Consider the following 26266-nt stretch of genomic DNA (forward strand, 5'->3'; position numbering starts at 1 on the left):
CATGTCCTGGACCGACCCGTACGACGAGGGCCTGCGGATCCGCCGCGAGATCCTGGGCGACGCTCACGTCGACGCCGCGCCAAACCCTCTCAACGAGGGCTTCCAGGACCTCATCACCCGCTACGCCTGGGGCTCGGTCTGGGCCCGAGACGGCCTGGACCGTCGTACCCGCTCCGTCATCACGCTGACCGCCTTGGTCGCCGGCCACCACTGGTCCGAACTCGAATTCCACCTCAAAGCGGCCCTCACCAACGGCCTGACCCCAGCGGAAATCTCCGAACTCCTCCTCCAGTGCGCCATCTACTGCGGCGTCCCAACCGCGAACACCGCCTACACCATCGCCGCCCGCGTCCTCCCCACCGCGTAAGCCCGATCGAAGGGTTGGTGTGCCGGTCTGCGGAACGGTGGGTTTTGGCGTCGGGAGGGCGCTTCTAGGGTCGGCGGGGAGGGGGTGGTGCAGGTCGGCTGTGGAGGAATTGGCGCATGGGTAAAGCACGTCGTTTGCTGGGGAATCGTCGTGGGATTGTGGGTGTGGTGGTCTCCGGTTTGGTTGCGGCGGCCGGGGTGGTGGCGTTGGCTCCGGCATCGGATGCTCGGGCGGCCGGGTGTGTTGAGCTGAGCGAGTTCGCTCAGGCGCACAAGGCGGAGACGGCGTCGGCGGAGGTGGTGCCGGCCGTGGCCGGGGTGACTGCGTTCTGCCGGGTGACGCTGGTGCAGAAGCCGGCGATCACTATTCGGGTGACGCTGCCGCTGAGCGGCGCGGACGGCGGACAGGGCGGATCGGTCACCGGTTCCTGGAACGGCGCAGTCGTGAACGAAGGCGGCGGTGGATACCAAGGTCAGGTCACCGACCCGCTGGTCGGCCTCTCGCGCGGCTATGTGGGTTCGCTGACGGACACAGGCCACAGTGCAGCCTGGTGCAACGCGACCAACGCGAAGACCGGCAAGCCCAACAGCCAGCTGAACTGCGGGCTGGCCGGTGGCGGGTTCGTGCTCGACGCGGACAACAACCTGATGGGTTGGCAGGTCGAGGACTTCATGAAGGACAGCCTGCACGCGCAGACCTTGTGGGCACTCGACCTGGCCAAGGCGTACTACGGCCACGCCGCCGACCACAATTACTGGTACGGAACCTCGACCGGTGGCCGCCAAGGCTGGCAGATGGCACAGAGCTACGGCGATCTGTTCGACGGGTTCGTCCTCGGCATGCCGGCGATCAACTGGAACCGGTTCATCATCGGGGAGGCGTGGCCCGCGGTCGTCGTGAACGAGCTGCTCGGATCCGGTGGGCTCGCGCCGGCCAAGAGCGCTGCGGCCAACGCGGCGGCTGTTGCGTCCTGCGACGGGGCTGACGGCGTACTGGACAAGACGATCGGTGATCCGCTGTCCTGCACCTACGATGCGAAGCAGTTGCAGTGCGACCAGGCCGGCGCAGTCACGGCCACCTGCTTGACCGCGACCGAGGCACGGGCTGTCGACCTGATCTGGGACGGACCGCGTGATGCCAAGGGCACCCGTCTCTGGGGCGGTTTGATGCGCGGGACGCCGTTCGACCTGCTGCTGCCCGGTGGGAAGAACCTGGGCGCCCTGAACGAGACCTACGTGGCCAACTGGCTCAACGAGGATCCCGGCTACAACTGGCGCACCGATCTCACGATGGCGAAGTTCACCGCCACGTTCGAGGCGTCGTTCGGCAAGTTCGAGGGTACGGCGTCGACGGACAGCATCGACCTGAGCAAGGTCGTTGCGAGCGGCGCGAAGATCATCTTCTGGCACGGGCTGAGCGACCCGCTGATCACGCCGTTCGGCTCGTACAATTACCTGCAGCGTCTCTACGAGCGGTACGGCGAGCGGCAGTCCCAGAGCTTCATCCGTACGTTCTTCTTCCCGGGTGTCGGACACATGCCGCCGGCCCTCGCCGGGACGGGCTCCTCGGCCGACCAACTGCTCGACGCCTTGGAGACCTGGGTCGACGACGGCGTCGCCCCGACAAGCTTCCAGCAATCCTTCGGAACCGGGCAGACCCGAACAGTCTGCGCGTATCCGAGTCGCGTGACGTCTGCAGGCACGTGCCAGGCCGGGGCGGTCACCCCGGAGCGCGCAGCTGCCGTCAAGACGGCCTACGACCGCCCGGGTGGACTGATCCGGGTGCCGAAGTAGCGTCTGTTCCGCCTGGCGGCACTCGGCGCGCGACGGTTCAAGGAGTACGGCGGATAATGCCCGATGAGAGGGCGTGGTCGGCATGGGCGAGCTGTTCGATACGCGTCAGGCGCCGCGGAAGGATCGGATGGCGTTCTGGCTGGACACCGTGTGTCAGCAGATCCTGCCGGTGAAGATCGACCCCCGGCACGACGCGCAGCCCGAGGCGGCGATGGGCTGCCGTCGGCTGGGGGATCTCGCGATCCGTGAAGTGGTCGGCGGGGATCACGTCTACGTACGTGACGACAGCGACGTCCGCCGGGGTGATCCGGGCACGGTGCAGATCGGGATCCCGACGGGCGGCGCCTCGATTCTCGTCCAGGACGGGCGGGAGGCGGTGCTGAACGCCGGGGACATGGTGCTGTACGACAGTTCCCGGCCGTTCACGCTCGTCATGCAGAACCGCTTCCACTGGCACGTGTTCCTGTTGCCGAAGCACAAGTTGCGGCGATCCGACCAGGAGCTCCGCACGCTGACGGCGACCGCGATGCGCGGCGACGGCGGCGTGTCCGCGATCGTCTCGCAGTTCCTGCTGAACCTCGCCGCGAGCGGACGCGAGTTCGAGCGGCAGCCGACCGCCGCGGCGCTGGGGGAGAACGCCGCCGACCTGATCGGCACCCTGGTGCAGACCGAGTTCGGCCGGCCGTGGACCGTCGGCGATCCGGAGCAGGTCCTTCGGCAGCAGGTGCTGCACCACCTCGAGGCCAACCATCACGACGCGATGCTCGATCCGGCGGCCGTCGCGGCAGCCGTCGGCATCTCGGTGCGGAGCCTGCACGCCCTCTTCGGTACGACGGGGGCCACCGTGATGGAGCGACTCAGGTCGACCCGCCTGACCGCGATCCGGCGTGACCTGAGCGATCCGCGGCTGGCGCATCGATCGATCGGACGGATCGCGGCCGCGCACGGACTGCCGAACGCCACCGTGTTCACCCGGATGTTCAAGACGGAGTTCGGTGTGACTCCCAGGGAGTTCCGCAGCAGTGAGCTCTCGCTCTGACGGTTGCTACGTCGACCTGTTTCAACCTTCAGCGCGGCGCTTTCGACCGTGAGCGCAACCTCCCCGGGCAGACCTTGAGCGCCGGTCACAGCTGCCCGAGTCTCGTCACATCTGAACCTAGCGACGGGAGTACTCATCGATGTACAACGTCGACATCGACACCGGCGGGACCATGACGGATGGTCTCGTCAGCGGCGAGGGACGAGTGCTGTCCCTCAAGGTGGAGACCACCCCGCACGACGTCACCATCGCCTTCCTCGACGTGCTCGAGGCGGCGCGTGACCAGCTCGGCTTCGACACCCTGGCGGCGTTGCTGCGGCAGGTCGAGATCATCCGGTGGTCGTCAACGATCACCTCCAACGTGCTCGCGCAACGGGTCGGCCCGAAACTCGGTCTGCTGGTCAGCAAGGGCCACGAGCAGGACCTGTACGACGCGACCGCCGCAGCGACCGTTGTCGGCACTCTGGTGGCTGCCGACGACATCACCGGCATCGACGCGGACGCCGACGAGCAGCAGGTCCGGCTGGCCGTGAAATCCCTGCTGGACAAGGGAATCCGGCGCATCAACATCAGCCTGGCCGGGGCTTTCCCGGACGGCGACGCCGAGACGCGGATCGTCGAGCTGGTCGGGCAGGACTACCCGGACCACTTCCTCGGATCCATCCCGGCGCTGTCCGGGACCGAGGTGATGCTGCGCCCCGACGACAGTACGCGGACGATCGCGAGCCTGATCAACGCCTACGTGCACCCGTCGCTGGCCTCGACCCTGTACCGCGCCGAGGAGATCGTCCGCGACCAGCACGGCTGGCAGGGCAATGTGCTGATCGGCAACATCAACGGCGGCGTCGCGCGGATCGGCAAGACGCGCGCCTTCGACACGATCGAATCCGGTCCGCTCTTCGGAACCTACGCCTGTGCGGCGGCGGGGGAGCGGCATCGCGACGCGAAGGTGATCGCGATCGACGTCGGTGGTACGACGGCGAAGGTGAGCGCGGTCGAGAACGGCCGGGTGGTGAATCGGACCGAGGGCGACCTGTTCGGCATTCCGCTGAAATTCGACTTTCCGCTGCTGCGGTCGATCGCCCTCGGCGGCGGCTCGGTGGCTCGCGTCGCCGACGGTGCCGTGACGCTCGGCCCGGACAGCATGGGCGCCGCGCCGGGGCCCGCGGCGTACGGGCTCGGTGGACGGAACGCGACGGTGACCGACGCGTTCGTGGTGGCCGGATTCGTCGAACCGAACGGCTTCCTCGGCGGGAAACGCCAACTGGACGTCGATCGGGCCCGCAAGGCGCTGGACAAGCACATCGGCGGCCCACTCGGGATCTCCACCGAGGACGCGGCGCAGAAGGTCGTCGACGCGGCCTGGGACACGGTCGCGCAGCTCGCCCGGGAGACCGCCGAGGAGATCGGCTGGGATCCCGCGGACACCACGATCTACGCGTACGGCGGCAACGGCCCGCTGTTCGTGACAGCAGTGGCGGACCGCCTCGGCGCAACGGAGGCCCGCTTCTTCCGCTACGGGAACGTCTACTCGGCGTTCGGATCGGCGATCTCCGACGTCGTCCACGTGTACGAGTCCGCCGTACAGGACGCCGATCACCTCGTCCGGATCGGCGGCCGGCTGGCCGATGAGGCGACCCGGGACCTTCGCGGCGAAGGCTTCTCGCCCGAGCAGGCGAGCCTTCAGTGGGAGCTCCGTTCGGCTGGGCACATGGTGCGCGGAGAAGGCGGTACGCCGGAGGGACTCGTTGCCGACCTGGACGGCGAGGCGAATCTCGTCCGCCTGACGGCGCGGTACCCGCTGCCGTCCTTGGAACCGCTCGCGGCCGAGACCGGCACGACCGGCGCCTCGCGCACCAGTCGCGGCGGCATCCCGGCCTACACCGAGGCCGACCTCGTCGACTCGCAGCTCAAGGGTCCGCTGCTGGTGGACGGCGGCGAGTACACCTGGCTCGTCACCGACGGGTGGTCGATCAGCACGGACGCGTACGGCGACGCCGCGCTGCACCGAGAGGAAGCATGATGCCGAAACTTCACGTCGCCGAGTACCTCGACGCCGACCTGGACGCCGAACGCTGGCACTGCCACGACTGTGGACACGACCTGGGCGATCTGCGCGGGAACTACAAGCGCGGCCTGCTGGTCGCCGAACGCGACCCGCGGGAGATCCACGACCCGGTGCTGGAAGGCAAGTACACGTTCGCTCCCGATCCGGAGTGGATCCGGATCATCGAGTTCTACTGCCCCGGCTGCGGGCGCCAGGTCGAGAGCGAGTACCTGCCGCCGGGCCATCCGCTCACCCAGGACACCACGCTCGACGTGGACGCCCTGAAGACCCGCCTCGCCGCCGGCGACGTGCGGATCAACGACCACGGGAAGATCGAGGTGGCGCGATGAAGGCGATCGACATCGACGTCGGCGGCACGTTCACCGACCTGGTCCTGACCTGGGACGACCAGCGCTACGTCGCCAAGGCGCCGACCACGCCGTACGACCTCTCGGTCGGATTTCTCGACGTGCTGACGGCGGGCGTCGAGCAGCTCGGCCGCCCGTTGGGCGACGTGCTCCCGCACATCGACATCGTCCGCTACTCGACCACGGTGGCGATGAACCGGCTGATCGAACGCAAGGGTCCGCGCCTCGGCCTGATCACCACCGAGGGCCACGAGGACGCGGTGCTGATCGGTCGCGGCGCGCAGTGGACCGACGGCACCCGGATCGGCGAGCGGCGCAACCTGGCCGTGCAGTCGAAGCCGGAGCCGCTGGTCGAGCGCGATCTGATCGTCGGCGTGTGCGAACGCATCGACTCGGCCGGCGCCGTCCTGCGGCCGCTCGACGAGGACGACGTACGCCGGAAGTTGCGGCAGCTCGTCGACGGGGGTGCCCGGGCGATCGCGGTGTCGCTGTTGTGGTCCTTCCAGAACCCGGAGCACGAGCGGGCGGTCCGCAGGATCATCCGCGAGGAGTACAAGGGCTATCACGTCGGCTACCTGCCCGTCGTGTTGTCGCACGAGGTCGTCGGCAAGGTCGGTGAGTACGAGCGGACGATGACGGCGATCCTCGACGCCTATCTGCAGACCAGCATCAAGTTCGAGCTGGAGACCACCTGGGACCAGTTGCGCAGTCACGGGTACGCCGGAACATTCCTGCTGACGCACAACACCGGCGGCAGCGCGGAGATCTTCAAGACCACGGCGTCGCGAACCTTCAACGGCGGTCCGGTCTCCGGCCTGATGGGCTGCTACCACATCGGCCAGGCGCTCGGGTTCCGCAACGTGATCGCCTCGGACGTGGGCGGCACGAGCTTCGACACCGGCATGGTGGTCGACGCCTCCGTCCGCTCGTACGAGTTCCGGCCGGTCATCGACCGGTGGATGGTCGGCATCTCGATGCTGCAGACCGCGACGATGGGCGCCGGCGGCGGATCGATCGCCTGGATCAACGAACTGCTCGGCGGCCGGCTCGAGGTCGGTCCGCGCTCGGCCGGCTCGTACCCGGGCCCGGCGTGCTACAACCTCGGCGGCACCGAGCCGACGGTGACCGACGCCGACGTGGTCCTCGGCTACATCGCGCCGGACGGCTACTTCGGCGGCAAGATGCCGCTGGATCGCGAGCTGGCGGTCCAGGCGATCCGGACGAAGATCGCCGAGCCGCTCGGGCTCGGGGTCGACGAGGCCGCGGCGATGATCCGGCGGATCGTCGAGAGCAACATGGCCTCGGCCATCAAGCGCGAGGTCCACCTGCGCGGCTACCATCCCGAGGACTTCGCGTTGTTCGCCTTCGGCGGTGGTGGACCGACGCACGTGGCCGGCTACCGCGACGACGTACCGACGGCGGTCATCTTCCCGCAGGCACCGGTGTTCTCGGCGCTCGGCAGCTCGGTGATGGACATCATGCACGTCTACGAACAGAGCGGCCGGATGCAGTTCATGGCCCCGGCGACGCAGGAGCTGGTGCTGGACCGGGACGCGTTCAACGCCAAAGTCACCGCGATGATCGAGAAGGCGAAACTCGATCTCGACGCCGAGGGCCTCGGCGACGCGGAGACGGTGTTCAGCGTCGAGCTCGACATGCTGTACGGCGGTCTCGTGCAGGTGAAGCGGGTGTCGTCGCCGGTCCTCACGATCGACTCCGAGGACGACGCACATCGGGTCTACGCCGACTTCGAGAAGGAGTTCGCCGAGGCGTTCAGCCCGCACGTGATCAACAAGCCCGGCGGCGTGTACATCGACGGGATCGTGCTGAAGGCAACGGTGATCACCGAGAAGCTGGCGCTCGCGGTCCAGGAGCTGGAGGGGCCGGATCCGGCCGCGGCGCGGACGGGCACCCGGTCCGCCTACTGGCCGGAGCTCGGGCAGGGCGGCCGACGCGCGGACACCGACGTCTACTCGTTCGACGCGCTCCGGCCGGGGAACGTGGTGGTCGGCCCGGCGATCGCCGAGATGGACTTCTCGACGATCGTCGTACCGCCGCGGCAACAGTTGCGGATCGATCCGCACGGCCTCGGAATCCTCGAGGACGAAGGCACCACGGCGAAGGAGACGGCCCGATGACCTATCCGTCACTGGAAGAGAAGCTCGCGGCGCTGAAGGTCAGCGAGCCGACCGAGTACGAACTGAAGTGTGCCGGCCTGCTGCGGCCCGGCGACTACGAGATCGGGGTGCAGCGCACCGCCGACATCCTGGACGAGGGCTACGAGATCTTCATGCGCAGCTCCCGGTCGTCGATGGGGGTCGCGGGCGACTCGATCGTTGCCATCTTCAACGCGCAGGGCGATCTGGTGAACGCCTCCGCGGGGACCTACCTGCACGCGGTGATCCCGCCGATCGTGATCAAGTACATCCTCGACCGGCATGCGGTGAACCCGGGGATCAACGACGGCGACGTCTGGTACACCAACGACGCGCTGTACGGCGGTATCCACAACCCTGACCAGGTTGCGATCATGCCGGTGTTCTACGAGGGCGAGCTGGTGGCGTGGACCGCGGCGCTTTCGCACACGACCGAGACCGGCGCGATCGAGCCCGGCGGGATGCCGCTGACGGCGACCTCGCGCTTCGAGGAGGGGATGAACCTTCCACCGATGCGGGTCGGGCAGAACTTCGAGATCAGTCAGGACGTGCTGGAGATGTTCGCCGCGTTCGGTATCCGTGCCGAGGCGAACGTGACCGTCGACATGCGGGCGCGGGCGACGACCGCCGACCGGGTCCGGGTCCGGCTGCTCGAGATGTTCGACCGCGAGGGCAAGGACTTCGTGGTCGGCCTGCTGCGGCGGATGCTGATCGAGGCCGAGCAGGGCGCCCGTACCCGGATCCAGCACTGGAGCGACGGCGTGTACCGGGCCGTCACCTTCAGCGACGCGGCGGGTCTGCAGCCCGGGCTGATCCGGAACTGCTCGATGACGATGACGAAGAAGGGCGACCGGCTGGTCTTCGACTTCACCGGCACCAGTCCGGAGAACCCGTCGTCGTACAACGCCCATCCGCAGGCGGTCATCGGCCATATGGCCAACTACATCTACGAGTACGTGTTTCACGACCTGCCGGTCAGCTCGGCGACCTTCCAGCCGATCGACTTCGTCTTCCCGCCGAACTCGATGCTCTCACCGGACGCGCGGGCAGCGACCTCGTGCTCGGTGATGGCGGCCACCGGCGCGATGAGCGCGGTGGCGAACTGCGTGAGCCGGGCGCGGTTCGGCTCCGACGAGTGGAACCAGGTCGCGGCCAGCCAGGGCAACGGCGGGAACGCGATCGTGCTGGCCGGCATCAGTCAGTGGGGTGCGAATTTCGCCGACATGATCGCGTATCCGATCAACACCGAGGGTCAGGGCGCCCGCGCGGTCAAGGACGGCATGGACGCCTACGGCTTCCCGTGGTGCGCGTTCGGCCGGGCTCCGGACGTAGAGAGCATGGAGAACGAGTTCCCGATGCTGATCCCGTTCAGCTCGCACTGGAAGAACTCAGGCGGAGCCGGGAAGTACCGCGGTGGCGTCGGTACGGCGCAGCTGTGGGTCACCCACCACGTGCCGATGCTGTTCGAGATGGCGATCGCCGACAACTCGGTGATCCAGACCCCCCAGCCGCTGTTCGGCGGGTACGCGCAGCCGACCGTGCCCGGGATCGTGCTCGACGGCGTCGACGTGAAAGCCGCGCTCGAGACGGCCGCCTCCGGTTCGTTGACCCTGGAGGCGCTGCTGGCCGGCACGTTCGGTGGAACCGTCGTGTCGCAGCCGTACGGCAGCTCGATCCATCCGGTGATGGACGGACAAAGCGTGCTCGTCGGCCTGTCGACCGGCGGAACGGGGTACGGCGACCCGCTCGACCGCGATCCGGTCGCGGTGGAACGGGACGTGACCAAGGAATTGGTGTCCCCCGAGGTTGCCCGGCGCGTGTACGGCGTCGTGATCGACTCCGCGAGTGGTCGCGTCGACCCCGAGGCGACCAGCGAGCTCCGGGCTACCATCGTCGGCCAGCGTCTCGGACGCGGTGTCGGGTACGACGAGTTCGAGGCACAGTGGTCCCAACGCAAGCCGGCCGACGACATCCTGCGGTTCTTCGGATCCTGGCCCGACGGCGCCGTCGTCACGCCCGTGATGCGGCCATGAGCAGGACGCTCGCCCGCTCGCTGCTGGCCGGGGGCGGGGGCACCCTTGCGGTGCCGCTCGCCCTCGCGCCGGCGGCGCGGATCCAGGAGCGCGCGTGGCCGGGGTTCCTCGACGACGCGACGCAGCTCGCCAACGGGCTGCGCGATCTGGTGGACGCGATCGGGCCCGACGGTGTTGCCGTGAGCAACGACGACGTACTGGTCGAGCAGGCTGCCGGCGCAGGTCTGGCCCACGGGCCACATGCGCTGGCAGCCGTGGAGGCGACCGGGCGGCTCCGGCAGAGCCTCGGTGACCGGGTCGCTCTGGTCGCCGTGCTGCCGGGGCCGGGCCGGTCACCGGACACCGATGTGGACGCGGTGAACGACCTCGCCAAGCGGTTCCTCGCTGCCGGGGTCGATGTCCTCGTCATCCGCACCGCGGACGTCGGGGCCGATCTCGGCACGCTGGCGAACATCGCTCGCTTCCACCAGGCCCTGGCGGTCGCCTACGACGAGCCCGCATCGGGCCTGCCACTCGTGTCGAGGGTCCCGGTGCGTGCGCCGGTCTCGCGTGCGGGAGTCGTCCTGACCGACTGCCACCTGGACCGTGATATCGACTTCAGCCACCTCGAGGACTGGGTCGCCGACGTCCACTGACGTCGCCGCCCTGGAAGGAGTTCTGCCAATGAATGGTCAAGGCGTTCTGGTCACCGGAGGTACGTCGGGACTCGGTGCGGAGACCTGCCGAAGGTTCGCCGCGCTGGGCGCGAGTGTGGTGGTTGCCGGACGCAACGTCGAGGCCGGAAAGACGCTGGCCGATCAGATCGGCGGCCGCTACGTGCGCTGCGATGTGACGGACGAGGAATCCGTGGCCGGGGCCGTCGAGGCAGCGGCCGCCGCTGTCGGTGGGCTGCGCCTGGCAGTGTCCGCCGCCGGTATCGCGGCAGTGGCGAAGACCGTCGGCCGGGACGGGAGCCCGCATCCCATCGAGTCGTTCCGGCAACTGATCGACGTGAACCTGGTCGGAGCCTTCAACCTCCTCCGGCTGTCTGCCTCGGCGATGACCGGCAACGAGCCGAACGAGGACGGCTCTCGTGGTGCGATCGTCCTGACCTCCAGCGTCGGCGCGTACGAAGGCCAGATGGGTCAGGTCGCGTACGCCGCTTCGAAGGGCGGCGTGGTGGCGATGGTGCTGCCGGCCGCCCGCGATCTCGCCCGGAGCGGCATCCGGGTCGCCGGCATCGCGCCCGGAGTCTTCGACACGCCGTTCATGGACATCCTCAGCGCGGAGGCGAAGGCGGGGATCGCCGCGTCGATCCCGCACCCGTCCCGCCTCGGCCGGGCGTCCGAGTACGCCGCTCTGGTGCAGCACATCGCGGAGAACCCGATGCTGAACGGCGAGACCATCAGACTCGACGGGGCGCTTCGGCTGGGGATGAAGTAGGGGTTGCGGTGACCGTTGCGAAGCCGGCGATCCATTCGGGGACCGCTCGGTAGAAGCGGGACGTCAGCTCGTACGGCCCCGCGGCCGCCAGCGATGCGAAGGTGGCGATCCAGGTCCGGACCTCGTGACTGGATCCGCCGCCCTGCGCGCTCATCCCTTCGACCGTCCAGTCGTCGAACTGCTCCAGGGCACCCTTCTCGACGATGTCCAGCAACAGGTTGTCCCACTCGGGATTGATCGGGATCATCGTGGTGTCGCCGGCGGCGTACGCGCGACCCGCCTCGACGACCCGCTGCTCGCCCTTCAGCCGTTGCTCAGGAGTCGGCGGATGTCCCTGAATGAGCGCCTCGGCGACCCGCGGCGGTGCACCGTCGAGGACGGGAACCGGCGGATCGTGCGACAGGCCGCCCGAGCCGAGGAACAGGACCCGCCGGTCCAGGTTGGCGATGGCTCGGCCCACCGCCGTACCGAGGGCACGGATCCGCGCGACCGGTCCGAGCGGGGTCGCGACGCCGTTGACGAAGATCGGCACGACCGGCACCTGGTCGATCCCGCCGAACAGGACCTCGAGCGGCTGCACGAAACCGTGATCGACGACCATCCGCGCCGACACCGTCAGATCGATGCCCTGGGCAAGTACTCCCGCGGCGAGCGCGCGCGCCGCGCCGGCGTCGACGAGCAGCGGACCGGCCGTCGAGCCGAAGTCACCGACCGACTCCGCGGCGGTGGCCAGGCAGAACGGCGGCATCTCCTTGTAGAAGAAGCCGTTGTAGTGGTCCGGCGCGTACAGGACGACGAGATCGGGATCGAAGTCGCGGACGAAGGCACGCGTGTGCTCGACCGCCGCCGCGACGGCCGCGAGTACGTCGGGCGCCGGATCGTTCTTGCCGATCAGCGGGGAGTGGCTGAGCCCGACGGCGGCCAGTGCGGGGGATGCGGTCATGCCGGTTCCTTCGTGTGGTCGAGGACAAGCTTCCCGGTGAGATCACCGTCGATCAGATGCTGGAAGCCCTTGTGGATCTGGGTCAGCGGAAGCGTTCGGTCGATCACCGGTCGGACGCCCGTCGCCTCCATCATCCGGAGCATCGCCACCAACTCACTGCGGGTCGCACCGGTCGAGCCGATGATGCGCTGTTGGAGGTAGAAGACGCGGTTCAGGTCGGCCGGCGGGTTGGCGCCACTGGTCGCGCCCGCGACCACGATCGTTCCGCCCGGCCGCAGACATTTCAGCGAGTGACTCCAGGTGGCCTCGCCGACCGTCTCGATGACGATGTCGACGCGTTCGGGCAGTCGCTCGCCGGTGCCCACGGCGAGTCGGGCTCCCCAGGACTCGGCGTCGGAGCGCTTCGACTCGCTGCGGCTCGTCGCGTACACGACCGCACCCGCCGCGGCGGCGAGTTTGATCGCGGCCGACGCGACGCCGCCACCGGCGCCCTGGACCAGAACCCGGTCACCGGCTTGGACCCGTGCCTGGGTGAACAGCATCCGGTACGCCGTCGTCCACGCGACCGGTAGGCACGCGGCTTCCTCGAACGACAGCCACTCGGGTTTGGGCACCAGATTGCGGCTGGGGACCGTGACGTACTCCGCGAACGCGCCGTCGTGCCGCTCGGACAGCAACGCGCGACCGGGGTCGAGAGTCTCGTCACCCATCCCCGCGTCGGGGTCGGCGATCACCGGGTAGACGATCACCGCGCGGCCGTCCTCGTCGAACCCGACCGCATCGCACCCGAGGACGATCGGCAGCCGTTCGGCCGGATGGCCGACACCGCGAAGGGTCCAGACGTCGTGGAGGTTCAGCGATGACGCGACGACCCGGACGAGCGACCACCCGGGCGGAACCTGCGGTACGGCGATGTCGTCGAGGACGAGACCGGACAACGGATCCGATGCGCTCTGGCTGACGGCGCGGGCAGCGATCATGACCCTACGGTGCGCGGGCGATCGGCCGATGCCCACCGGGTGTGCCGCTCGACGGAACACGGGCTGGAAGCGGGCCCCGTCGTACCGTGAACTGTCGGCATGAGGAATCGTCCGCGCGAGCTCACCAGGAACCTCGACGTGTCGGGTTTGGTCGACAGCGATCGAGGCCTGATCGACCGGGTGATCTTCACCGACCAGACGCTGTACCAGCAGGAGCTGCGGCGGGTGTTCGCACCCAGCTGGCTGTTCCTGGCCCACACCGACCAGTTCCACAAGCCCGGCGACTTCTTCGCCACCTACCTGGGCGAGGACCCGGTCATCGTCACGATGACGAAGGACCGTCGGATCAAGGCGTTCCTGAACTCGTGCCGGCATCGCGGTGCGCGGGTCTGCCGCGCGGACAGCGGAGCAACACGCAACTTCACCTGTAGCTATCACGGTTGGTCGTACGACCTTGACGGCCGGCTCGTCAACGTGCCCAACCAGCCCGGTTACCCCGAGTCCTTCCGGACAGAGGACTGGGGACTGCTCGAAGTACCCCACGTCGAGTCGTTCCACGGTCTGATCTTCGGTACCTGGAATCCGGAGCCGCCGAGCCTGCGCGACGCGCTGGGCGACATGGCCTGGTACCTGGACGCGATGCTGGACCACGACGACCAAGGCACTGTCGTCGTGGGCGGGATTCACAAATGGATCCTCGAGGGCAACTGGAAGCTGGCCGCCGAACAGTTCGCCACCGACTGGTACCACGTGAACATGAGTCATGCCTCGGCGCTGATGGTGATGACGCCGGCGGGCAAGAAGCCCAAGGACGAGATCGTGCACCGGACCGGGCGTCAGTACGTCGATCCCAACGGTCACGGCGCGGGCTTCCCGGTGCATCCGAAGAACCGGTTCGACGCCGACGTCGTTCATCGGTGGACCGACTACGACGCGTTGCGGGAGCGCCTCGGCGACGCGCGGGTCGAGGGACCGTTGACCAACGGACACGCGACCGTGTTCCCGAACTTCTCCTACCTCCCGGTCAACGGCTCCGTCCGCGTCTGGCATCCGAAAGGACCGGACCGGATGGAGGTTTGGGCCTGGACGCTCGTGGACGCCTCGATGCCGCCCGAGGTGCGCGAGGCCCAACGGCTGTACAACCTGCGCACGTTCGGGCCGAGTGGGATCTTCGAGCAGGACGACGGCGAGAACTGGTCGGAGGTGCAGGCCATCTCGCACGGGTTCGTCACGAACGGCGTTGCGCTGAACTATCAGATGGGCATCGGCTCGGAGCGCGAGGACGGGACGTATCCGGGGCGCACGAGCGAGCTGTACAGCGACGCGGCCGGCCGCTCGTTCTACGCCCACTGGCGGGACCTGATGAACACGCCCGCCTGGCACGAGTCGGAGGAGGGGCGATGAACGAGACCACGACCGGTATCCGGGTGGCCGCGGTCGACGACATCGAGATCGGGGCCGGCCTCGCGATCGACAAGACCGTCACCGGAACCGATGACGACGTGGCGCTGCTGCGCGACGACGACGGCACGGTGTACGCCCTGGACGACACCTGCACTCACGAGACGGCGTCGCTGGCCGAGGGCTGGGTCGAGGACGGTCACGTCGAGTGCCCGCTGCACTCGAGCCGCTTCTGCCTGGCCACCGGTGCGGTCGAAGGGCTGCCCGCCACCCGCGACGTCGGTTGCCATCGGGTCGAGGTCCGTGACGGCGAGGTCTACCTCTTTCCCGGGCAAGCATGACCACGACAGTTGGGCGAGTGGTCGTCGTGGGCGGCGGGATCGCCGGCGTCAGTACGGCGGCCGCCCTCCGGGCCGAGGGATTCGACGGCGAGGTCGTTCTCGTCGACGCGGGGGAGCGGCCCTACGACCGGCCACCGCTGAGCAAGGACTTCCTGGCCGGCGAGGCCGACGTCAAGGAGCTCACCCTGCAGCCACCGGAGTGGTACGACGATCACCGGATCGAACTGTTGTCGTCGACGGTCGCGACCCGGCTGCGCCCACACGAAGCCGTCGTCGAACTGGGCAGCGGTGTGTCGCTGCGGGCGGACCGAGTTGTCCTGGCGACGGGTGGACGGGCCGCGCGACCACCGATCGCCGGGGCGGACAGCTCGCTCGTGCACACGCTGCGGACGGTCGAGGACGCCGACCGCCTGCGCGATCGGCTGGTGTCCGGTGCACGGCTGCTGGTCGTCGGCGCGGGCCTGATCGGCGCAGAGGTGGCGTCGACAGCGCGCTTCCTCGGCGTCGATGTCGTCCTGGCCGATCCGGTCGAACGACCACTCGAGGCCGTCATCGGTGCGGAGGCGGCCGAGCTCTTGCACGGTATGCACGTCGATCGCGGGGTCCGCACCGTTGCGGCCGGCGTCAGTTGCTTCGAGCAACGAGGCGACGAGATCCGGGCCGAGTTGCAGACCGGCGAGATCGTCACGGCCGACGTCGTCCTGCTGGGCGTCGGGATGCTGCCTGCCGTCGAGCTGGCCCAGGACGCGGGGTTGCGGATCGATCGCGGAATCGTGGTGGACGAGACGATGACGACATCGAACGCCGCGGTCCTCGCGGCCGGCGATCCGGCGCGGGTCCGCAGCGGCGGCCGATTCGCCGAGCCGGCCGAACACTGGGACGCGGCCCAGGTCGAGGCACGCCGCTGCGCGGGGACGATCCTCGGCAGGCCGCCGCAGCCGGCCACCGCTCCGTGGTTCTGGACCGACCGGCACGGCCATCACGTCGAGGTGGTGGGCCGGGTCGCGCGCTGCGATCGAACGGTCGTGCGACAGGCGCCGGGTTCGTTCGCGGTGTTCGGCCTGTCCGGCGGCCTGGTGGCCGGCGCGATAGCCGTTGACGACTCGCTCCTGGTCCGCGCGGCCCGTCGAATGATCGACCGTGGCGTGCGCGTCGATCCGGACGCACTGGCCGATCCCACCACCGATCTACGAAAGTTGCTCCGCCGATGACCACGACAGACCATCGAGTCCGGGCCGGCCGGCTCGCGGACCTGGCCACGCATTTCGCCGTACAGCAGCTGTACTACCGCGAAGCCGAGCTGCTCGACGACGGCCGGTACGCCGACTGGCTCGGGTTGCTGGCCGACGACCTGGAGTACTGGATGCCGACCCGGACCAACCGGCTGCGTCGCCAGCAAGCCCTGTCGGTGGCCAAGCGGGGCGAGGCCGCGTTCTACGACGAGACGAAGGATAGTCTCGCCTGGCGGATCCGGCGGTTCGACTCGGGCATGGCGTGGGCCGAGGATCCGCCGTCGCGAACCCGGCACCTCGTCACCAACGTCGTTGTGCATCACGTGGATCCGGCCGACCACCCGGGATTCGCCGCGACCGATCTCGCCGTTCGCAGTGCGTTCCTCGTCTACCGCAACCGCCTGGAGCGCGAGCAGAACGTGTTCGCCGGTCGCCGCGACGACATCCTGCGCGCGGCCGAGGACGGCTACCTGGTTGCGCGGCGCACGATTCTGCTCGACCAGAACCTGTTGCTGTCCAAGAACATCAGCACCTTCTTCTGAGAGGCCTCGATGACAACGACCGCTGAGACCGCCGTACCGGTCATCCGTCGTACGGTGACGACGTCCCTTGGCGACATCGCCGTGGCCGAAGCGGGCGAGGGACCAGCCCTCGTCATGCTGCACGGCGGCGGGCCGGGTGCGTCCGGGATCTCCAACTACCACCAGAACCTGGCACAGCTGACGCGGCACTTCCGGGTGATCCTGCCCGACCAGCCGGGGTTCGGTGGCAGCTACCGCCCGACCGACGACGATCTTGACGCCAGGTCGATCACCGAGATCACCGTGCACGCCCTGACGGAGACACTCGACTCTCTTGGCGTACCGACGTGTCATCTGCTCGGGAACAGCCTCGGCGGTGCCGCGGCGATCGCGTTCGCGCAGACGCAGCGGGACCGGGTCGCACGGCTGGTCCTGATGGCGCCTGGGGGTGGCTGGCTGCCGTTCGGCCCGACTCCGACCGAAGGACAGAAGGAGATGTTCCGGTACTACGCGGGGAGCGGACCGAGCGAGCAGAAGATGGCGAATTTCATCCGGACGATGGTCTACGACCACAAGCAGTTCGGGGACAGCGTCGTCCGGTCGCGGTACGAAGCATCGCTGGACGAGAGCCACATCGCGTTCTACCACCGGTACAACGCGGCCTTCACGAAACGGCGCGGCATGGATCCGCTGTGGCGGGACCTGCACCTGATCAAGGCGCCGACCCTGCTGCTGTGGGGACGGGACGACCGCACGATCACCCTCGAAGGCGCGCAGCTCATGCTCAAGCAGATCCGCGACGTACAACTGCACGTCTTCGGCAACTGTGGTCACTGGGTCCAGCTCGAGCGGCAGGCGGAGTTCGAGCAGCAGGTCCTCAGCTTCCTGGGAGCGTCGGCGTGAGCGGCTGGCTGGAGGGATACGTCGCCCTGGTGACGGGCGGGGGATCCGGGATCGGTGCGGCCGTTGCCGAGCGATTCGTTGCCGAGGGCTCCTGTGTGACGATCGTCGGACGGGACAAGGATCGGCTGCGGCAGATCGCCGACCGCAGCCCGGCGCGGATCCACCCGGTGGTCGCGGATGTCCGCAGTACCGAGCAACTGCACGCCGCCGTCGACGAGACCGTCGCGCGCTTCGGCAAGCTCGACACGTTGGTGACCAACGCCGGGGTGTGGGACTACCAGCGCCAGCTGACGCGGTTGTCCGGCGACCAGCTGAGCGCGACCTTCGACGAGTTGTTCGGGATCAACGTCAAGGGTTACCTGCTGGCCGCGGAGGCTGCCTGGCCCGAGCTGGTCAAGACCAGCGGGAGCATCGTGATGACGCTGTCGAACGCCTCCTTCTACGTCAACGGCGGCGGGCCTATCTACACGGCCAGCAAGCATGCCTGTCTGGGGCTGATGAAGGAGCTCGCCTACGAACTCGCGCCGAAGGTCCGGGTGAACGGCGTCGCCTGCGGTGCGATGAACACGGACCTGCGCGGGCCGGACGCGCTGGAGCTGAATGCGCGGTCGATCAGCGCCTCCTTCGCCAAGCGGACGGCAGACTCGCCGCCACCGCCGATCCCGTTGCACGATTCGAGCATCGACCCGAAGGACTTCACCGGGCCCTATGTGCTGCTCGCCTCCAAGGAGCAGAGTGGACCGATCACCGGTCACGCGATCAGGGCAGACGGTGGCATGGGGGTGCGGGGTTTCCAGCACGATGCAGGCGGTGAGCACTTATGACCTTCGCCCATCCGGTGAACTCGGGCCACCGCGTGGACATCAATCCGGCGACCGCGGTCGCCCGGAACGCCCGCTACTACCCCGGAACGCTCGCTGCGGTGTACTCCGGCGGTGACCTGACCTTCGCCCAACTGGACGACAAGGTCGCCCGCTGCGCCCGGGTCCTGGTGGACCGCGGCGTCGAGCTCGGTGACCGGGTCGCCTTCCTCGGAATGAACAGCACGTCGTTCCTCGTCACGATGCTGGCCGCGTTCCGGGTCGGCGCGATCTTCGTGCCGGTGAACTTCCGGCTGGCGGCACCTGAGCTGGCTCGGGTACTCGCGCGCAGCGGCGCGACGCTGATCGTGTCCGAGCAGGGCCACCGGGCCGTGACCGACGCGGTCAGCGGGTCCACCGCGCTGCGGCGATTCCTCTTGGTCGACGACGATCCCGAGATTCCGGCGGAGCCGGCCGACGAACAGTGGGAAGGCTGGCGGGACCTGCTGGCCGCCGCCACGCCGTGGACCGGGAACGAGCCGCGCACCTTCGACGACCCGGCGATCCTGATGTTCACGTCCGGTACGACGGGGACCCCGAAAGGTGTGGTCCTGACCTTCGGGAACGCCTGGTGGAACTCCGTCAACGTCGAGTGGATGGTCGACAGCCGCCGCGGCGACGTCACCCACGCGGTCGCGCCGATCTTCCACATCGGCGCGCTGAACTCGTTCGTCCTGCGTTCGTTGGTCCGCGGCGGCACCGTCGTACTGCGCAGGTCGTTCGATCCCGAGCTGTGGCTGAAGGATCTCGTCGAGTACCGGGTGAACAACCTGTTCGCTGTGCCGGCGATGCTGCAGGCGCTCGGCCGAGTGGCCGGCATTTTCGCGGCGGACCTGTCCGCACTCCGCACTGTGGTCGTCGCGGCAGCGCCGGTTCCACTGTCGCTGATCGAGTCGTACGCGCAGCACGGCGTCCTTCTGCAGCAGGCATGGGGCCTGACCGAGACGGCGCCGTTCGCGACGCACCTGCCGGCCGAATGGACGCTGGACAAGGCCGGCTCGGCAGGTATTCCGATGCCCTACACGCAGATCGGGATCGTCGACGTACACGACGGTTCAGTGCTCCCGGTCGGCGTCGCCGGTGAGATCGTCGTCCGGGGTCCCAACGTCACGCCCGGATACTGGGAGGACCCGGCCGCGACCGCTGCGGCGTTCGACGCGGACGGCTGGTTCCACAGCGGTGACATCGGCTACCAGGACGAGGACGGATGCCTCTACATCGTCGACCGCCTGAAGGACATGATCATCACCGGCGGCGAGAACGTGTACCCGGCGGAGGTGGAGTCCGCCCTGGCCGACCTCCCCGGGTTGACGGACGTGGCGGTGATCGGCAGGCCCGACCCGAAGTGGGGTGAGGCGGTGGTCGCGATGATCTCGGTCGAGCCCGGTGCCCGGCCCAGCCTCGAGGACGTCCGTGAGTATGCCGGGCGCCGGCTGGCGCGGTACAAGCTGCCAACAGCACTCGAGATCGTCGAGGTCGTTCCGCGCAACGCGTCGGGGAAGCTCGACAAGGTGGCTTTGCGCGCCCTGCCGGGGAGCAAGTGATGCGCGCGCGGCTCGAGCGCTGCCTGACCGGCCGGCTGCGTGACACCTACCCTCCGAGTGAGCACGATCTGGAGGTTCGGCTGGATCGCACCGATCCTGCCCAGGCGGTGACGGCCACGCTCGGCTCGGTGATCCGTCAGGTCGAGCACGAACATCCCGAGTGCCGCCGGCTGGTGTTCGCGGCTCCGGAGGAGGCCCACGACGTGATCGCTGCCGCGGTCGAGGCAGGCTTCCGCTACGTCGTGGATGTCGACGTGGACGGGGAATCGCTGAGCCTGATGGTTGCGGAGCCTTCCTGGGTCACCGCGGTCGACATGGACCTCGATCGAGTCCCGCAGACCTGACGAATCCGCCGCCGGTCAGGCCGTTCGCTGGCCGCGCCGCATGGCGTCGTGGGCGATCAGCCTGCTCGCACCGGACACCACCAGGCGCAGGGTCTTCTCGACGTCGTGGAGCTCACGCCGGCCGGTGCCGATCGACACCGACAACGCCGCGACCGGTCGGCCGCTCGGATCCAGGACAGGTGCCGCCACACAGGTCAGCCCGATGCGCACCTCCTCCAGGTCGTAGGCGACCCCTTCACGACGTACGCGGGCGAGCTGGGTCACCAGCTCGCCGTGATCGGTGATGGTGTGTGCGGTCAGCGGCTCGAGCTCCGCCGTTCGCAGACGCTCGAGCGACTCCGGCGAGTGCGCCAGCAGCGCCTTCCCGACCGCGGTGCAGTACGCCGGGACCCGGCCGCCGATGCGGGACGGACACGGTACGCGGCGGTGCCCGTACAGCTTGGCCAGGTAGGTGACGTCCAGGCCGTGCAGGGCGGCCAGGTGGACCGTCTCATGTGTCTGCTCATAGAGATCACTCAGATACGGGATGAGCAGATCCCGGATCCGATCGTGGTCGGGGGAGTAGACGTTGCGTCCGAGATCGTGCAGCTTGGCCCCGAGGCGGTACTGGCGGCCGACGCGCTCGACGACGCCGTTGCGCTCGAGCAGGCCGAGGACCCGGAAAGCTGTCGACTTGCTCAACTCTGCCCGGCGGGCCAGCTCGGCGACCCCGACCCCGGAGCTCGCGTCCGATCCGAAGCACAGCAGCAGGCTGACCGCCTTGTCGACGGCGGCCCGATCGTCACGGTCGTGGCTCGTGGTGGTATGCATCGCCGTCCTCGTCTGCCCGGCAGGGCCGTCACTTCGGATAACCCTGAACGTCACTTCTACGTGACATGATGGAAACGACGCGGTAGCCTGTCAAGAGTGACGCGCTGGCTATTAAAAGTGACGGTCGTTGATGAGTGACGAGAACGAGCTGGTCGCCCAGAACGTGCGGCGGTTCCGCCAGGAGCGGGCGATGTCGCTGGGTGAGCTGGCCCGGCGCGCCGGGCTGTCGAAGCAGACGCTGTCCAAGATCGAGCAAGGCATCGGCAACCCCACGGTCGAGACGCTGGGCGCGCTGAGTTCGGCGCTCGATCTCAGCCTGCGCCGGTTGCTCACGGTCTGGGGGACGCCGGTCTTCGTGCAGCGCGAGGCGGACGGGAAATGGTCGGACGGCGAGGGCTGGTCCGAGCGGACGCTCGACGAGATCTACGGCTCGGGTTATGTGCGCACACTGCTGCTCCGGCTCCAACGTGGGGTGCACGATGCGGCGGAGATCTCCCCGCACCCGCCCGGGACCCTGCATCACCTCTACGTCATCAGCGGCAAGCTCCGCACCGGCCCGGTCACCGAGCCGGTGAACCTCGCCGCCGGTGACTTCGTCCGGTTCCCGGGCGACGTCGCGCACCGTCATGTCTGCCTGAGCGAACGGGTCGTGGCGCACCTGGTCACGACGCTGCCGCAGACCCGGCAGTTCAGCTCCAGCGTCAAGCGGCCGGTCGAGAGTTGAACCGGCTGTGCCGCTGGCTGGAACTTCGGTGTGCCTCCGGCTGCCGGCACGTCGACGCTGGAGGTCATGACAGATGAGTCGAACCTCGAGGACGCGGTCCGGAGGCTGCAGGCAGCGGCCTCCAATGGACAACCGTGCGCACCGGTCAGGGATCTGATCGGTGCCGACGATGCCGCTACGGCGTACGCCGTACAGCAGCGGGTGAATCACGACCGGGCCGCGCGCGGCGCTCGGGTGGTCGGACGCAAGATCGGCTTGACCTCAGCCGCCGTACAGCGCCAGTTGGGCGTTTCGCAGCCCGACTTCGGCGTCCTGTTCGACGAGATGGACGTGAGTGGATCGGCGCCGATCCCGCTCACCGGGCTGCTGCAACCGCGAATCGAGGCCGAGATCGCGTTCGTCCTGGGCGCCGATCTCACCGACGGTCCGCTCGACACCGGCCAGGTGCGCGCGGCGGTGGCGACCGCCGTGGCCGCACTCGAGATCGTGGACAGCCGGATCGCCGGCTGGGACATCACCTTCGGCGACACCGTGGCCGACAACGCGTCGTCCGGACTGTTCGTCCTCGGCGACAGACCGCTCACGCTCGACGAGGTCGAGCCGGTCGCCGTGGAGATGGAGATGATGTTCGACGGTGAGGTCGTGGCCAAGGGCAACGGCGCTGCGTGCCTCGGCGATCCGCTCGCTGCGCTCGCTTGGCTCGCGCGGACTGCGCGTGACCTCGGCGATCCACTCAGAGCCGGGCAGGTGATCCTGTCCGGGGCGCTGGGTCCGATGGCGCCGGTGACACCCGGGCTCACCGTACGGGCACAGCTGTCCGGGCTTGGCGAGGTCACCGCGATCTTCGGGGCAGGCGCATGAGCAGGACAAAGGTCGCCATCATCGGATCGGGCAACATCGGCACCGATCTGATGATCAAGGTGCTCCGGCTGTCCCAGACGCTGGAGCTGGCCGCGCTGGTAGGGATCGATCCGGCCTCGGACGGACTCGCCCGCGCCGAGCGGCTCGGGATCGCGACGACCGCCGACGGCGTGGACGGCCTGATCGGGCATGCGGACTTCGGCGAGATCGCGATCGTGTTCGACGCGACCTCGGCCGCCGCGCACCGGGCCAACGCGGCCAAGCTGGAGCCCTACGGCAAGCGCCTGGTCGATCTCACCCCGGCGGCGCTCGGGCCGTTCGTCGTACCGGCCGTCAACCTGGACCTCGAGGCTCTGCCCGCGAACGTCAACATGGTCACCTGTGGTGGGCAGGCAACGATTCCGATCGTCGCGGCGATCGCGCGGATCGTGCCGGTCGCGTACGCCGAGATCGTCGCGTCGATCGCGTCCCGGTCCGCCGGACCCGGAACCCGCGCGAACATCGACGAGTTCACCGAGACCACCTCGCAGGCGATCGTGTCCGTCGGGGGAGCGGCTCGTGGCAAGGCGATCATCGTCCTCAACCCGGCCGAACCGCCGCTGATCATGCGCGACACCGTGCTGGCGCTGATCGACGACCGGGACGCGGCCGTCCACGATCGGATCCGCGAGTCGATCGACGCGATGGCTGCCGAGGTCGCGTCGTACGTCCCTGGCTACCGGCTCAAGCAGCGGGTCCAGATCACTCCTGTGCCGGATGGCCAGCCCATCCACACCCTCACCGGCGGACGGCCGGCGAGTCACCAGGTCAGCGTGTTCCTGGAGGTTGAGGGCGCGGCCCACTATCTTCCGTCGTACGCCGGGAACCTGGACATCATGACCTCGGCAGCGCTGCGTGTCGGCGAACGCATCGCGGAGCATCTCGAACGGGAGCCGGCATGACCTCGATCTTCGTCCAGGACGTCACCTTGCGGGACGGAATGCACGCCGTACGGCACCGAATCGCACCGCAGGACGTCGGGCGGATCGTCTCTGCACTGGACGCGGCTGGTGTCGACGCGATCGAGGTGGCGCACGGCGACGGCCTTGCGGGCGGATCGCTCAACTACGGGCCGGGAAGCAACACCGACTGGGAGTGGATCGAGGCCGCGGCGGCGCACATCCACACCGCGCGCCTCACCACCCTGCTGCTGCCGGGCATCGGCACCATCAAGGAGCTCGAGCAGGCACACAACCTCGGGGTGCGGTCGGTGCGCGTGGCGACGCATTGCACCGAGGCGGACGTTGCCGCGCAGCATATCGCGACAGCGCGCGAGCTCGGCATGGATGTGGCCGGATTCCTGATGATGAGCCACCTGACGGACCCCGCGTCGCTGGCTGCGCAGGCCAAGCTGATGGAGTCGTACGGCGCTCAGTGCGTGTACGTCACCGACTCCGGTGGACGGCTCACGATGGACGGCGTACGAGCGCGCATCCGGGCCTATCGCGACGTGCTGGATCCGGCGACCGAGCTCGGTATCCACGCGCACGAGAACCTGTCCCTGTCCGTGGCCAACTCCGTCGTCGCGGTGGAGGAAGGCGTGACCCGGGTCGATGCCTCGCTGGCCGGCCACGGCGCGGGCGCGGGCAACACGCCGATCGAGGCATTCGTTGCCGTTGCCAACCTTCAGGGCTGGAAACACGGTTGCGACCTGTTCGCCTTGCAGGACGCTGCCGACGACCTCGTCCGGCCGTTGCAGGATCGCCCGGTGCGCGTCGACCGGGAGACGCTGACACTCGGGTACGCCGGGGTCTACTCGTCCTTCCTGCGGCACGCCGAGGCCGCGTCGCAGCGGTACGGAATCGACGTTCGTGACATCCTCGTCGAGGTCGGTCGCCGTGGTCTGGTCGGTGGCCAGGAGGACATGATCGTGGACATCGCGCTGACCATGACGGGAACGACATGAGTATTGGGAGTCACCTGATCCAGCGGTGGCTGAAGCTGCCGGCGCCACCGACGCGGAAGCTCACGGTCGATCGCGGCCTGCGGGTGCCGATGCGCGACGGCGTCGAGCTGCTCGCCGACCACTGGCGTCCGCAGACCGGCGGCGCGGGACTCCCGACAGCCTTGATTCGTACGCCGTACGGCCGCGCGGGAGTCCTGGGCATCATGCTGTCCCGGCCGCTGGCGGAGCGCGGGTTTCAGGTCCTCATCCAGTCGACCCGTGGGGGTTTCGGGTCCGGCGGGACGATGGATCCGTTCCGGCAGGAGCGGGACGACGGACTCGACACCATCGAGTGGATGCTTGCGCAGCCGTGGTTCGGCGATGCGATGGTGCTGACCGGGGCGAGCTATCTGGGCTACGTCCAATGGGCGGTGGCGGATGCGTTGCCTCCGCAGGCCAAGGCGATGGTGCCGGTCGTCACCGAGTCGGCGCTGACCAAGGAGTTCATGCGCGCGGACGGGGTCGCACTGGAGCCGCCGTTCGAGTGGGCGGCTCAGATCGCCACGCAGGAAGGAGCGTTCGCGCTGCTCCGCATGCCCGTCCAGAGCCGTCGGACCCGCCGGGCGATCAGGACGCTGCCCCTGCGCGACGCGGATGTCGCGGCCGTCGGCCGGCAGTCGGCGTACTTCCAGAACGTCCTGCGGTACCGGGCGGACGAGCCGTTCTGGGATCGCATGGATCACTCCCGGTCGGTCGCGGACACGCAGGTCCCCGTATCGCTGGTGGGCGGCTGGTACGACATCTTTCTGCCGGGGCAACTCCGCGACTTCGAGGTGCTCCGCGCGGCGGGCCGGTTCGCCCGCCTGACCGTCGGCCCGTGGACGCACAGCCAGCCCCTCGGCAGCGTCGTGACCGAGTCGCTCGACTTTTCGTTGCCCTTGGCAAGAGGTGAGCAGCCGGCCGAGCGCGCACCGGTGCGGTTGTATGTGATGGGGGAGGAGGTCTGGCGGGATTTCGCGTCCTGGCCACCGCAGGGCTATCCGGCCGTGAGCTACTACCTCGGCGCCGGTCGCACACTGTCCACCAAGCCGACCGAGGGCGTCGACCGGTACCGGTACGAACCGAGCGACCCGACTCCGGCAGCCGGTGGCATCAGCATGAGCCACGGTGGCAAGGTGGACAACACGTCGCTGGAAGCCCGGGCGGACGTCCTCACCTACACCACCGACATCCTCACCGAGGACGTCGAGGTGGTCGGACCGGTGAGCGCCACGATCTGGTTCCGGTCGAGTCTGCCGTACGCCGATGTCTTCGTCCGGCTCTGTGACGTCGACGCCGGCGGACGGTCGTGGAACGTGTGCGACGGCCTGACCAGCGTGACGGGAGCCGACGAACTCACCGAGGTCGCCGTCCGGCTGTGGCCGACGGCGTACCGCTTCAAGCGCGGCCATCGGATCCGCGTCCAGGTCTCGAGCGGGGCTTTCCCTCGCTACGCCCGCAACCCCGGCACCGGGGACGCGCTCGGGGACGCGATCACTCTGCTGCCGGCCGACCAGGAGTTGCACTTCGGACTGGATCACCCCTCGGCGATCCTGCTGCCGGTTACAACCGAGCCCGACCAGCCGCGACCGACTCCGCAGAGCTGAGCGTCAG

Annotated in this window: 25 protein-coding genes; 22 read left to right on the forward strand and 3 right to left on the reverse strand. The window is 68.7% G+C overall.

All coding sequences use genetic code 11. From position 1 onward, the window contains the following. Position 1: 1 nt before the first annotated feature. From ACWF4Z_RS27595 to ACWF4Z_RS27635, 9 genes are all read left to right on the forward strand, one after another. On the forward strand, positions 2–367 hold the full coding sequence (locus ACWF4Z_RS27595; protein WP_452246049.1) for a carboxymuconolactone decarboxylase family protein: 366 nt from the start codon (positions 2–4) through the stop codon (positions 365–367). 116 nt (positions 368–483) lie between these two features. Further along, on the forward strand, positions 484–2160 hold the full coding sequence (locus ACWF4Z_RS27600) for a tannase/feruloyl esterase family alpha/beta hydrolase (RefSeq protein WP_452246050.1): 1677 nt from the start codon (positions 484–486) through the stop codon (positions 2158–2160). Between the two features lie 82 nt (positions 2161–2242). Further along, on the forward strand, positions 2243–3199 hold the full coding sequence (locus tag ACWF4Z_RS27605; RefSeq protein WP_452246051.1) for an AraC-like ligand-binding domain-containing protein: 957 nt from the start codon (positions 2243–2245) through the stop codon (positions 3197–3199). A gap of 139 nt (positions 3200–3338) precedes the next feature. Beyond that, positions 3339–5222, forward strand: coding sequence for a hydantoinase/oxoprolinase family protein (locus ACWF4Z_RS27610; protein WP_452246052.1), 1884 nt, complete (start codon positions 3339–3341; stop codon positions 5220–5222). Further along, positions 5219–5596 carry an acetone carboxylase subunit gamma gene (locus ACWF4Z_RS27615; protein ID WP_452246053.1) on the forward strand — a complete coding sequence of 126 codons (378 nt, stop codon included), beginning with the start codon at positions 5219–5221 and terminating at the stop codon, positions 5594–5596. Before ACWF4Z_RS27610 ends, ACWF4Z_RS27615 begins: the two co-directional genes overlap by 4 nt. Beyond that, positions 5593–7752, forward strand: coding sequence for a hydantoinase/oxoprolinase family protein (locus tag ACWF4Z_RS27620; RefSeq protein WP_452246054.1), 2160 nt, complete (start codon positions 5593–5595; stop codon positions 7750–7752). The genes ACWF4Z_RS27615 and ACWF4Z_RS27620 overlap by 4 nt, the downstream gene beginning before the upstream one ends. Beyond that, entirely contained in the window at positions 7749–9803 is a 2055-nt protein-coding gene (locus tag ACWF4Z_RS27625) for a hydantoinase B/oxoprolinase family protein (protein WP_452246055.1), read from the forward strand. Before ACWF4Z_RS27620 ends, ACWF4Z_RS27625 begins: the two co-directional genes overlap by 4 nt. Then, positions 9800–10438 carry a hypothetical protein gene (locus ACWF4Z_RS27630; protein WP_452246056.1) on the forward strand — a complete coding sequence of 213 codons (639 nt, stop codon included), beginning with the start codon at positions 9800–9802 and terminating at the stop codon, positions 10436–10438. The genes ACWF4Z_RS27625 and ACWF4Z_RS27630 overlap by 4 nt, the downstream gene beginning before the upstream one ends. Before the next feature lie 28 nt (positions 10439–10466). After that, positions 10467–11225 carry an SDR family NAD(P)-dependent oxidoreductase gene (locus ACWF4Z_RS27635; protein ID WP_452246057.1) on the forward strand — a complete coding sequence of 253 codons (759 nt, stop codon included), beginning with the start codon at positions 10467–10469 and terminating at the stop codon, positions 11223–11225. Here ACWF4Z_RS27635 and ACWF4Z_RS27640 read toward each other — a convergent pair. Next, entirely contained in the window at positions 11188–12168 is a 981-nt protein-coding gene (locus ACWF4Z_RS27640; protein ID WP_452246058.1) for a 3-carboxyethylcatechol 2,3-dioxygenase, read from the reverse strand. The two genes, ACWF4Z_RS27635 and ACWF4Z_RS27640, sit on opposite strands and share 38 nt — an antisense overlap. Beyond that, a complete protein-coding gene (locus ACWF4Z_RS27645; protein ID WP_452246059.1) occupies positions 12165–13148 on the reverse strand; it encodes a zinc-binding dehydrogenase in 984 nt (327 codons plus the stop codon). The genes ACWF4Z_RS27640 and ACWF4Z_RS27645 overlap by 4 nt, the downstream gene beginning before the upstream one ends. 99 nt (positions 13149–13247) lie before the next feature. Here ACWF4Z_RS27645 and ACWF4Z_RS27650 point away from each other — a divergent pair, with 99 nt between their 5' ends. The 8 genes from ACWF4Z_RS27650 to ACWF4Z_RS27685 are packed head-to-tail and all read left to right on the forward strand — an operon-like array spanning position 13248 to position 20294. Beyond that, positions 13248–14552 (forward strand): aromatic ring-hydroxylating dioxygenase subunit alpha, encoded by a 1305-nt coding sequence (locus tag ACWF4Z_RS27650; RefSeq protein WP_452246060.1) that lies wholly within the window; start codon positions 13248–13250, stop codon positions 14550–14552. After that, positions 14549–14890: a non-heme iron oxygenase ferredoxin subunit gene (locus ACWF4Z_RS27655; protein WP_452246061.1), complete on the forward strand. Its 342-nt coding sequence runs from the start codon at positions 14549–14551 to the stop codon at positions 14888–14890. The genes ACWF4Z_RS27650 and ACWF4Z_RS27655 overlap by 4 nt, the downstream gene beginning before the upstream one ends. Further along, entirely contained in the window at positions 14887–16101 is a 1215-nt protein-coding gene (locus tag ACWF4Z_RS27660; RefSeq protein WP_452246062.1) for an NAD(P)/FAD-dependent oxidoreductase, read from the forward strand. The genes ACWF4Z_RS27655 and ACWF4Z_RS27660 overlap by 4 nt, the downstream gene beginning before the upstream one ends. Then, positions 16098–16664 carry a 3-phenylpropionate/cinnamic acid dioxygenase subunit beta gene (locus ACWF4Z_RS27665; protein ID WP_452246063.1) on the forward strand — a complete coding sequence of 189 codons (567 nt, stop codon included), beginning with the start codon at positions 16098–16100 and terminating at the stop codon, positions 16662–16664. Before ACWF4Z_RS27660 ends, ACWF4Z_RS27665 begins: the two co-directional genes overlap by 4 nt. Before the next feature lie 9 nt (positions 16665–16673). After that, positions 16674–17546: an alpha/beta fold hydrolase gene (locus ACWF4Z_RS27670; protein WP_452246064.1), complete on the forward strand. Its 873-nt coding sequence runs from the start codon at positions 16674–16676 to the stop codon at positions 17544–17546. Continuing rightward, entirely contained in the window at positions 17543–18370 is an 828-nt protein-coding gene (gene hcaB / locus ACWF4Z_RS27675) for a 3-(cis-5,6-dihydroxycyclohexa-1,3-dien-1-yl)propanoate dehydrogenase (RefSeq protein ID WP_452246065.1), read from the forward strand. Before ACWF4Z_RS27670 ends, hcaB begins: the two co-directional genes overlap by 4 nt. Further along, a complete protein-coding gene (locus tag ACWF4Z_RS27680) occupies positions 18367–19950 on the forward strand; it encodes an AMP-binding protein (protein WP_452246066.1) in 1584 nt (527 codons plus the stop codon). The genes hcaB and ACWF4Z_RS27680 overlap by 4 nt, the downstream gene beginning before the upstream one ends. Continuing rightward, a complete protein-coding gene (locus tag ACWF4Z_RS27685; protein WP_452246067.1) occupies positions 19950–20294 on the forward strand; it encodes a hypothetical protein in 345 nt (114 codons plus the stop codon). Before ACWF4Z_RS27680 ends, ACWF4Z_RS27685 begins: the two co-directional genes overlap by 1 nt. A gap of 15 nt (positions 20295–20309) precedes the next feature. On the opposite strand, the gene ACWF4Z_RS27690 is transcribed toward ACWF4Z_RS27685, so the two are convergent. After that, positions 20310–21104, reverse strand: coding sequence for an IclR family transcriptional regulator (locus tag ACWF4Z_RS27690; RefSeq protein WP_452246068.1), 795 nt, complete (start codon positions 21102–21104; stop codon positions 20310–20312). Between the two features lie 130 nt (positions 21105–21234). Here ACWF4Z_RS27690 and ACWF4Z_RS27695 point away from each other — a divergent pair, with 130 nt between their 5' ends. The 5 genes from ACWF4Z_RS27695 (at position 21235) to ACWF4Z_RS27715 (ending at position 26259) form a co-directional block, all read left to right on the forward strand. After that, on the forward strand, positions 21235–21828 hold the full coding sequence (locus tag ACWF4Z_RS27695; RefSeq protein ID WP_452246069.1) for a helix-turn-helix domain-containing protein: 594 nt from the start codon (positions 21235–21237) through the stop codon (positions 21826–21828). A 66-nt stretch (positions 21829–21894) separates the two neighbouring features. Further along, positions 21895–22689, forward strand: a complete 795-nt coding sequence (locus tag ACWF4Z_RS27700) for a 2-keto-4-pentenoate hydratase (protein WP_452246070.1) — start codon at positions 21895–21897, stop codon at positions 22687–22689. Next, positions 22686–23630 (forward strand): acetaldehyde dehydrogenase (acetylating), encoded by a 945-nt coding sequence (locus tag ACWF4Z_RS27705; RefSeq protein ID WP_452246071.1) that lies wholly within the window; start codon positions 22686–22688, stop codon positions 23628–23630. Before ACWF4Z_RS27700 ends, ACWF4Z_RS27705 begins: the two co-directional genes overlap by 4 nt. Then, entirely contained in the window at positions 23627–24634 is a 1008-nt protein-coding gene (dmpG, locus tag ACWF4Z_RS27710; protein ID WP_452246072.1) for a 4-hydroxy-2-oxovalerate aldolase, read from the forward strand. The genes ACWF4Z_RS27705 and dmpG overlap by 4 nt, the downstream gene beginning before the upstream one ends. Then, on the forward strand, positions 24631–26259 hold the full coding sequence (locus tag ACWF4Z_RS27715; RefSeq protein ID WP_452246073.1) for a CocE/NonD family hydrolase: 1629 nt from the start codon (positions 24631–24633) through the stop codon (positions 26257–26259). The genes dmpG and ACWF4Z_RS27715 overlap by 4 nt, the downstream gene beginning before the upstream one ends. Positions 26260–26266: the final 7 nt, after the last annotated feature.

This window comes from Kribbella sp. NPDC055071 (assembly GCF_053608045.1).

Bases quoted from the DNA above. Each gene is read 5' to 3' on its own strand.
- ACWF4Z_RS27705 (WP_452246071.1), top strand. From the start codon at position 22,686: ATGAGCAGGACAAAGGTCGCCATCATCGGATCGGGCAACATCGGCACC.
- dmpG (WP_452246072.1), top strand. From the start codon at position 23,627: ATGACCTCGATCTTCGTCCAGGACGTCACCTTGCGGGACGGAATGCAC.
- ACWF4Z_RS27700 (WP_452246070.1), top strand. From the start codon at position 21,895: ATGACAGATGAGTCGAACCTCGAGGACGCGGTCCGGAGGCTGCAGGCA.
- ACWF4Z_RS27610 (WP_452246052.1), top strand. From the start codon at position 3,339: ATGTACAACGTCGACATCGACACCGGCGGGACCATGACGGATGGTCTC.
- ACWF4Z_RS27600 (WP_452246050.1), top strand. From the start codon at position 484: ATGGGTAAAGCACGTCGTTTGCTGGGGAATCGTCGTGGGATTGTGGGT.
- ACWF4Z_RS27640 (WP_452246058.1), bottom strand. From the start codon at position 12,168: ATGACCGCATCCCCCGCACTGGCCGCCGTCGGGCTCAGCCACTCCCCG.
- ACWF4Z_RS27645 (WP_452246059.1), bottom strand. From the start codon at position 13,148: ATGATCGCTGCCCGCGCCGTCAGCCAGAGCGCATCGGATCCGTTGTCC.
- ACWF4Z_RS27650 (WP_452246060.1), top strand. From the start codon at position 13,248: ATGAGGAATCGTCCGCGCGAGCTCACCAGGAACCTCGACGTGTCGGGT.
- ACWF4Z_RS27630 (WP_452246056.1), top strand. From the start codon at position 9,800: ATGAGCAGGACGCTCGCCCGCTCGCTGCTGGCCGGGGGCGGGGGCACC.
- ACWF4Z_RS27605 (WP_452246051.1), top strand. From the start codon at position 2,243: ATGGGCGAGCTGTTCGATACGCGTCAGGCGCCGCGGAAGGATCGGATG.
- ACWF4Z_RS27690 (WP_452246068.1), bottom strand. From the start codon at position 21,104: ATGCATACCACCACGAGCCACGACCGTGACGATCGGGCCGCCGTCGAC.
- ACWF4Z_RS27695 (WP_452246069.1), top strand. From the start codon at position 21,235: ATGAGTGACGAGAACGAGCTGGTCGCCCAGAACGTGCGGCGGTTCCGC.
- ACWF4Z_RS27665 (WP_452246063.1), top strand. From the start codon at position 16,098: ATGACCACGACAGACCATCGAGTCCGGGCCGGCCGGCTCGCGGACCTG.
- ACWF4Z_RS27635 (WP_452246057.1), top strand. From the start codon at position 10,467: ATGAATGGTCAAGGCGTTCTGGTCACCGGAGGTACGTCGGGACTCGGT.
- ACWF4Z_RS27625 (WP_452246055.1), top strand. From the start codon at position 7,749: ATGACCTATCCGTCACTGGAAGAGAAGCTCGCGGCGCTGAAGGTCAGC.
- ACWF4Z_RS27670 (WP_452246064.1), top strand. From the start codon at position 16,674: ATGACAACGACCGCTGAGACCGCCGTACCGGTCATCCGTCGTACGGTG.
- ACWF4Z_RS27660 (WP_452246062.1), top strand. From the start codon at position 14,887: ATGACCACGACAGTTGGGCGAGTGGTCGTCGTGGGCGGCGGGATCGCC.
- ACWF4Z_RS27655 (WP_452246061.1), top strand. From the start codon at position 14,549: ATGAACGAGACCACGACCGGTATCCGGGTGGCCGCGGTCGACGACATC.
- ACWF4Z_RS27620 (WP_452246054.1), top strand. From the start codon at position 5,593: ATGAAGGCGATCGACATCGACGTCGGCGGCACGTTCACCGACCTGGTC.
- ACWF4Z_RS27715 (WP_452246073.1), top strand. From the start codon at position 24,631: ATGAGTATTGGGAGTCACCTGATCCAGCGGTGGCTGAAGCTGCCGGCG.
- ACWF4Z_RS27615 (WP_452246053.1), top strand. From the start codon at position 5,219: ATGATGCCGAAACTTCACGTCGCCGAGTACCTCGACGCCGACCTGGAC.
- ACWF4Z_RS27595 (WP_452246049.1), top strand. From the start codon at position 2: ATGTCCTGGACCGACCCGTACGACGAGGGCCTGCGGATCCGCCGCGAG.
- ACWF4Z_RS27680 (WP_452246066.1), top strand. From the start codon at position 18,367: ATGACCTTCGCCCATCCGGTGAACTCGGGCCACCGCGTGGACATCAAT.
- ACWF4Z_RS27685 (WP_452246067.1), top strand. From the start codon at position 19,950: ATGCGCGCGCGGCTCGAGCGCTGCCTGACCGGCCGGCTGCGTGACACC.